7 protein-coding genes and 2 pseudogenes are annotated in these 4,701 nt (G+C 49.0%); 6 read left to right on the top strand and 3 right to left on the bottom strand.

The window, feature by feature from the left end; all coding sequences use genetic code 11:
• Nucleotides 1-26 precede the first annotated feature (26 nt).
• Both IM284_RS22580 and IM284_RS23495 read right to left on the bottom strand, forming a co-directional pair.
• Nucleotides 27-701: an SOS response-associated peptidase gene (locus IM284_RS22580; RefSeq protein WP_163332259.1), complete on the bottom strand. Its 675-nt coding sequence runs from the start codon at nucleotides 699-701 to the stop codon at nucleotides 27-29.
• 297 nt (nucleotides 702-998) lie between these two features.
• A pseudogene (locus IM284_RS23495) lies at nucleotides 999-1,148 on the bottom strand (site-specific integrase); the annotation flags it as partial.
• 18 nt (nucleotides 1,149-1,166) lie between these two features.
• Between IM284_RS23495 and IM284_RS23500 the strand changes: the two are divergent.
• The 6 genes and pseudogenes from IM284_RS23500 to IM284_RS23505 all read left to right on the top strand — a co-directional run.
• A pseudogene (locus tag IM284_RS23500) lies at nucleotides 1,167-1,259 on the top strand (ABC transporter); the annotation flags it as partial.
• A 125-nt stretch (nucleotides 1,260-1,384) separates the two neighbouring features.
• A complete protein-coding gene (locus IM284_RS22585) occupies nucleotides 1,385-1,729 on the top strand; it encodes a DUF1294 domain-containing protein (protein WP_045260635.1) in 345 nt (114 codons plus the stop codon).
• Between the two features lie 95 nt (nucleotides 1,730-1,824).
• Complete coding sequence (locus IM284_RS22590; protein WP_047368659.1) at nucleotides 1,825-2,253, top strand: VOC family protein; 429 nt, start codon at nucleotides 1,825-1,827, stop codon at nucleotides 2,251-2,253.
• A gap of 64 nt (nucleotides 2,254-2,317) precedes the next feature.
• A complete protein-coding gene (locus IM284_RS22595; RefSeq protein ID WP_028013317.1) occupies nucleotides 2,318-2,515 on the top strand; it encodes a hypothetical protein in 198 nt (65 codons plus the stop codon).
• Nucleotides 2,516-2,518: 3 nt separating this feature from the next.
• On the top strand, nucleotides 2,519-2,941 hold the full coding sequence (locus tag IM284_RS22600; protein WP_041909734.1) for a GFA family protein: 423 nt from the start codon (nucleotides 2,519-2,521) through the stop codon (nucleotides 2,939-2,941).
• Between the two features lie 67 nt (nucleotides 2,942-3,008).
• Nucleotides 3,009-3,086, top strand: a complete 78-nt coding sequence (locus IM284_RS23505; protein ID WP_223239581.1) for a hypothetical protein — start codon at nucleotides 3,009-3,011, stop codon at nucleotides 3,084-3,086.
• Nucleotides 3,087-3,418: 332 nt separating this feature from the next.
• On the opposite strand, the gene ompC is transcribed toward IM284_RS23505, so the two are convergent.
• Nucleotides 3,419-4,558 carry a porin OmpC gene (gene ompC, locus IM284_RS22605; protein WP_028013315.1) on the bottom strand — a complete coding sequence of 380 codons (1,140 nt, stop codon included), beginning with the start codon at nucleotides 4,556-4,558 and terminating at the stop codon, nucleotides 3,419-3,421.
• Nucleotides 4,559-4,701 lie beyond the last annotated feature (143 nt).

Genomic DNA, 4,701 nt, shown 5'->3' on the forward strand with positions numbered 1-4,701 from the left:
AAAGTACACATCAAAAGTACATCATATTATATATCTATTTGTTCTATCAATTTTCTCCCCTGATTTTTTACATTTCCTACTTCACGGGTCACAGCATGCCAGACAAACATCTCAGCTGGTACAGAGCCGTCAGATACAATCTCTTCCGCTTCTTTTCCTCCAACATCCTGGCGCATCCATTCCCGGGCCGCTTCTGGCGATAGGACCAGGGGCCGGCGGTCATGAATATCCACTAGGCCTTTGTCAGCGGCAGACGTTACTATCAGAAAACCTTCTGCTTCATCGCCTCGCTCAAACGGTATGCTGCCGATCGCGGCCATAAATATCGGCTGACCGTCTGCCCGGTGAATAAAATATGGTTGCTTCTTGTCGCCTTCCTTCTTCCACTCGAACCATCCATCAGCAAAGCAGATTGCCCGGCCATGCTGCCAGAGAGGTTTGAACATCCTGCTGGTGGCCGCTGTCTCGACGCGCGCGTTAATCAGTGGCGGCTTATCCCACCACCCGGGTGCGTAACCCCAGAAAACAGGATCAAGGTGCAGTTGTTCGTCACGTTCGCTAAGCAACAGAACTTTGGTACCGGGCGCCACGTTATAACGTCCAATAGGTTCCGGGTCGTATGGAATATTGCGATCAGCTTCATCGGCCAGGTAAGCCAGATATTCTTCACGCGTTTGAGCTTGTGCAAAACGTCCACACATAGAAACCTCGAGCCAGATGTCACACTGAAAGTATAGGGCAGGGAGAGGAAGGGGGAGCACTGGCTAAAGTTAGGGGCAAATTTAGGGGCAAAAAAGCGAAAAAGGGGCAAAAAAAGGGCACAAAAAATGTAGTTCTGGGTAGCTTTAGGGAGAAGTTATTATGCTATAACTAATTGAATTAAATGATAAATCAAATGACATCAATGGGTTGGCAAAATCAGCGTAGCTTATTCAGGTTGTATTGTTCTTTCTTTGTATTTTGTTGATTTTCTTGCATTTATTACTACCTTCGGAGCCAGTAGCGGCGAAAGACGGGTTAGCGCCGGCAGATAATAGCCAGCAGGCAAAAGTATGCCGCGTATGGTACGGATTCCGGCGGCGAATGCCAGCACGTTTTACACTCTGCGCAATAGCTAATAAAGCGTAGTCGGCTTTCTGTTCGCCATCCGGGAGGGGGGATCAAAACAAACTGGCGTTATCGTTGAACGCGGAAGCCATAAGGAACTGCTTGCTCATGATGGCGCGTATGCGCAGCTTCACAAAATGCAATTCGGTGCGTCGAAGAGGTCATTCATTTTGAGGCCCGCATGCAATAGCGGGCTGATAGCACCTGACCGGATACATGCGTAAGATAGCGTATAATGCTTTCCCGACATACGCTTACATATTCCGTGACTGACCCTATGACATTGAATCGCTTTTGTTTTGTTCTGCTGATCTTCGCTGCGATCGGCAGCTTTTTTTCCTCGTATCCTTTTGCCATGTGGTTTCTGCTGATTAATATGCTGACGATAGCGATTTATGGTGTCGACAAAACGGCGGCACGAAAAGCGATGCGCAGGATACCGGAAGTCACTTTACTGACGTTTGGTACTGTGGGAGGGTGGCCAGGCGCCATATTGGGCCAACAGCTCTTTCGCCATAAAACGCAGAAGCAACCCTTCAAAACCTGGTTTTTGCTGAGCATCGTCGTGAATATTTCAGCCACGGCGGCGCTTTATCATTTCTGTCCCTTTATTCTTTTTTGAACATCATCAGGACCGCACAAATTCACCGTTGACCTCAAGTTAACTTGAGCTTTTAAGATGGCTACGACATGTTGATACAGGAGTAACATCTTAAAATGAAAGACATTGATATAGGATTCACTCATGTTGCGTTTATGGTCAGGGATCTGGAGAAGAGCCTTGCTTTCTATCGCCGATATGCCGGGATGGACGTCATCCATTCGCGTGAGCCCGATCTTCCAACTGCCCGTAAAGTGGCGTGGCTAACTGACCATACGCGTCCTTTTGCGCTGGTTCTGGTGCAGGCGGACACCGTGACCGATACGCCGCTGGGGCATTTTGGCCACCTTGGGATTGCCTGCGCCACGCGCGAAGAAATTGACAGAAAAACTGCGATGGCCGCTAAAGAAGGGGTGTTGAGGAAAGCGCCGGAAGATCTGGGTGACCCCGTCGGTTATTATGTATTTTTTGCCGATCCTGACGGTAATACCTTAGAGCTCTCATACGGCCAGCGTGTCGGAATAACAGCGATCCAGGCGAAATAGTAAAACGCCTGAAAACGGTCTGAAAAATCCTGCTACGCTTGTTTGTTGTATCAGGAGCATGAGTATGAAGAACAAAGACGAACAAACAGGATTAGTGGGGCTGGCGATTGGGGCCGCCGTTATAGGGCTGGTTTCATCGCAAAAAACGATCGATCGTGACAGCATTGTCAACGAACTTGTCAGGCTGGGCAGGCAGAAAGGCGATGGTGTAGAAGATGAGGTTTTTCTCAAAGCTGCCGAACTGGTAAGAAAAGGGGTATAGCCAATGGCTGACATTCGTCATGCACAGTGCCACTGTGGTGCGGTGGCTTTTACCGTCGAACTGACTGACGGCTTGAATACCGCGCGGCGCTGCAGCTGCTCTTTTTGCCGTATGCGGGGCGCGGTTGTGGTCTCTGCACCGCTGTCGGGTATCACCGTGACCAGAGGTGAGGATAAGCTGACGGAGTACCGGTTCAACACGGGGACGGCGCGGCATTTCTTCTGCTCGGTCTGCGGGATTTACACGTTCCATCAGCGTCGCTCTAACCCAAATGAATACGGCGTCAATGTGGCCTGTTTTAAAAATGTGTCGCCGTTTGATTTCCCAGAAGTGACGGTGATGGATGGCGTAAACCATCCGAGCGACGGCGAAAGCGGTGTTTTTGGCTATCTCTCGTTTCGCAAAAAAGAGACCAATCAAGATTAATTACCGCCTGGCCTTTTTTTTATCAGCCTGGCTATAGTGGAAGTGGGTTTCTAAAACAGGAGAAATTATGCTCTGTGTAGAAAAAGACGATCCGCGTGAGGCCCCGGAATCAGGGGATAAAAAACCGCAACCCGTGAAAAAATAACGCTCGAAATGCGTATGACCGCCACCGGCACTGCTGGTGGCTTTTTTCTGGGAATCACTGTTAATGGTGATCCAGATGGTTTAGCAGCGTGCCGAGATGCCCGACAATATCTCGAAAATCAAAGATTAACGCCATCCACAAGCATGCTAAAAGTGTCAGAATGGTAACAGATATACGACCAAACAACGCAGGTATCCTTAATGAAGAGGGGGATATCGGCGCAGTCTAACCCGCTTTCTTTCAACTTATCCTCAACAATATCGCGATAAAGCGCTGTTGCGAGACAAACATCAAAAAAAGGAGAGCCCGCATGACGCTGCGGGCTCTGACCATCAGAACTGGTAAACCAGGCCTAATGCAACGACATCGTCGGTGCTGATACCGTTGTTTTTGTAGAAGCTGTCATCTTCATCCAGCAGGTTGATTTTATAATCAACGTAGGTGGACATGTTCTTGTTGAAATAGTAGGTCGCGCCTACGTCCGCATATTTAACCAGGTCCTGATCGCCCTGACCGTTGCCCAGGTCTTTCCCTTTAGACTGCAGGTAAGAAATGGCCGGACGCAGACCGAAATCGAACTGGTACTGTGCGGTCACTTCGAAGTTCTGAGTTTTGTTGGCAATACCGCCGCCTGATTTGCTATCACCTGAACCGTACGGCGTCATATTACGGGTTTCAGAATACATCGCCGCCAGGTAGATATTATTTGCGTCATATTTGAGGCCTGCAGTCCAGGCATCCGCTTTATCACCACCCGCATATTGAGACGCAGCGCCAGTACCTGCGCTTACCTGGTCATTTGTACGGTCAGATGAGGCGTAGGCGGCACCGGCACTGAACCCCATACCGAAATCATAGGTGGTTGAAATACCGAAGCCGTCGCCATTCTCATAACGCATGTCGCGGCCGTTGTTGGTGCCTTCCTGATTGTTGCTGGCATCTTCATTGTTGCCCTGATACTGCAGCGCGAAGTTCAGACCCTGCACCAGACCATAGAAGTCAGTGTTGCGGTAGGTTGCCACGCCGTTGGCGCGGCCGGTCATAAAGTTATCCGCATAGGTGTAAGAGTCGCCGCCGAACTCAGGCAGCATATCGGTCCAGCCTTCCACGTCGTACAGCACGCCATAGTTACGACCATAATCGAAGGAACCGTAGTCACCCACTTTGACACCCGCGAAGGCCAGACGCGTCCAGGACTGATTATCAGACCCTTCGGTGTTATTCGCCTGAATGTTATATTCCCACTGCGCGTAGCCGGTCATCATGTCGTTAATCTGCGTTTCACCTTTGAAACCCAGACGCATGTAGGTTTGATCGCCGTCTTTTGAGGCATCATCGGAGAAATAGTGCAGACCATCTACTTTTCCGTACAGATCTAATTTGTTGCCGTCTTTATTATAAATTTCTGCCGCATGCGCGGCGCCAGCCATTAACAGAGCTGGAATCATCAGAGCCAGTACTTTTCTTTGCATCGTGATATTCCTTTGCAGTTGTTTTTATTTGATTACCTGTTGAACTTTCTGAAACCGAAAGTTGTCCCATGCTAAATCACTCCTGCGAAAGAGTAATAAAATATAATTGTTACTAATTGAGTAAAATCTCAAAGGAATAAATC

It is taken from the genome of Enterobacter cloacae complex sp. P12RS (genome assembly GCF_014895875.1).
GTDB classification, from domain to species: Bacteria; Pseudomonadota; Gammaproteobacteria; order Enterobacterales; family Enterobacteriaceae; genus Enterobacter; species Enterobacter bugandensis.

Coding starts and splice junctions, on each gene's coding strand:
- IM284_RS22590 (WP_047368659.1), top strand. CDS start 1,825: ATGAAAGACATTGATATAGGATTCACTCATGTTGCGTTTATGGTCAGG.
- IM284_RS23505 (WP_223239581.1), top strand. CDS start 3,009: ATGCTCTGTGTAGAAAAAGACGATCCGCGTGAGGCCCCGGAATCAGGG.
- IM284_RS22600 (WP_041909734.1), top strand. CDS start 2,519: ATGGCTGACATTCGTCATGCACAGTGCCACTGTGGTGCGGTGGCTTTT.
- IM284_RS22580 (WP_163332259.1), bottom strand. CDS start 701: ATGTGTGGACGTTTTGCACAAGCTCAAACGCGTGAAGAATATCTGGCT.
- IM284_RS22585 (WP_045260635.1), top strand. CDS start 1,385: ATGACATTGAATCGCTTTTGTTTTGTTCTGCTGATCTTCGCTGCGATC.
- ompC (WP_028013315.1), bottom strand. CDS start 4,558: ATGCAAAGAAAAGTACTGGCTCTGATGATTCCAGCTCTGTTAATGGCT.
- IM284_RS22595 (WP_028013317.1), top strand. CDS start 2,318: ATGAAGAACAAAGACGAACAAACAGGATTAGTGGGGCTGGCGATTGGG.